This window comes from Roseateles sp. P5_B10 (genome assembly GCF_056400485.1).
The window spans coordinates 1-1,399 of record NZ_JBFULE010001101.1 but is presented as its reverse complement, the minus strand read 5'-3'; the positions used below and the strand labels follow the sequence as shown (position 1 = coordinate 1,399).

Sequence of the window (1,399 nt, the reverse complement as noted above, 5' to 3'; positions counted from 1 at the left end):
CTTCTCTTCTTCGCCGCCGCGCAAAGCGGCGCCGCCGACAACGACAGCCGTGCGCTGGAAGCCCAGATCAAGGCCGCCTATCTGTACAAGTTCGCCGGCTATGTGGAGTGGCCGCCGAATGCCTTCGTGGATGCCACGATGCCTTTCACCATCGGCATCGTCGGCGCCGGGGACATCGCCACCGAGCTCAACAAGCTCACGTCGGGCCGTTCACTGAGCGACCACCCCGTCGAGGTGCGCCTTCTCAAGGCCGGAGAACTGCCCCGCAGTGTCCAGCTCATCTTTGTGAGCGGCGCCGACACCCCGCAACTCAGGCGCACGCTCGAGCCCTACAAGGCCCTGCCGACACTGACGGTCTCGGACATCCCAGGCGGCATCGACGCAGGCTGCGTCATCAACTTCATGCTGGTGGACAACCGGGTGCGCTTCGAGATCTCGGTCCGCAACGCGGAGCGGCATGGGCTCAAGATCAGCTCGCGCCTGTTGGCTGTCGCACAGCGCGGGAACCCAGGGGCCTCTGAATGAGGATCCGGCTGCGTTCGATAAGCACCAAGCTGCTGCTGATGGTGCTTGCCGTCAACGCTTGCACACTGCTTGGGGCCAGCGCCGCCTTCTTCTATCACGACATGGTGGAGAACCGCGACCGCTCGGTGCGCGAACTGACAACGCTAGCCGACATCCTCGGCCAGGGCAGCGCGACAGCCCTGGAGTTCGATGATTCCAAGGTTGCCACCGACACCCTCGGCCAGTTGCGCGGTGACCCCAATATCAATGCCGCGGCAATCTACACGGCAGGCGGCAAGCTGTTTGCGCGCTATGTGAACGCAGCCACTCCTGGCGCGGCCCTGCCTGCCGAGCCGCCATCTGCGGGGGTACAGGTCCTGCGCAGCAATCTGATCGTGATGCTGCCGGTCAATGGCGCCAATGGCCGCCTGGGAGCGGTCTACATCGATGGCCGTTACGACGTCGCCCAATGGCTGCGGGACTATCTCCTGATCTTCGGCGTCGTGCTCGGTGGCAGCCTCGCCCTGGGCCTGCTGGTGTCCTTTCGGCTGCAGCGCCGCATCACCCGGCCCATGCTGGCTGTCAGCGAAGTGGCGCAGCAGGTCATGCAGCAGCGCGACTTCAGCCTGCGTGCCCGCAAGACGACCGAGGACGAGATCGGAGAGCTGGCCGAATCCTTCAACGGCATGCTGCAGACGCTCGAGCATGAGATCGCCGAGCGCAGCACGGCCGAGGTGGCCGTACGCACGCTGAACGCGGAGCTGGAGCAGCGCGTCGAGCGGCGCACCGCGGAGCTGGTCGTTCGCACCCAGGAGGCCGAGGCCGCGAGCCGCGCCAAGGCCGACTTCCTCGCCAACATGAGCCACGAGATCCGCACGCCGATGAATGCCGTGCT

General features: G+C 65.6%; 2 protein-coding genes. Both read left to right on the top strand.

All coding sequences use genetic code 11. From position 1 onward, the window contains the following. Positions 1 to 525: TOL_0243 family YfiR-like periplasmic protein (locus tag AC1DU6_RS31175; protein ID WP_477862001.1), on the top strand; the 525-nt coding region annotated here is incomplete at its 5' end. Continuing rightward, the coding region (locus tag AC1DU6_RS31170; RefSeq protein ID WP_477861999.1) for a sensor histidine kinase, YfiR-like protein-associated at positions 522 to 1,399 on the top strand (878 nt) is incomplete at its 3' end. The genes AC1DU6_RS31175 and AC1DU6_RS31170, both read left to right, overlap by 4 nt.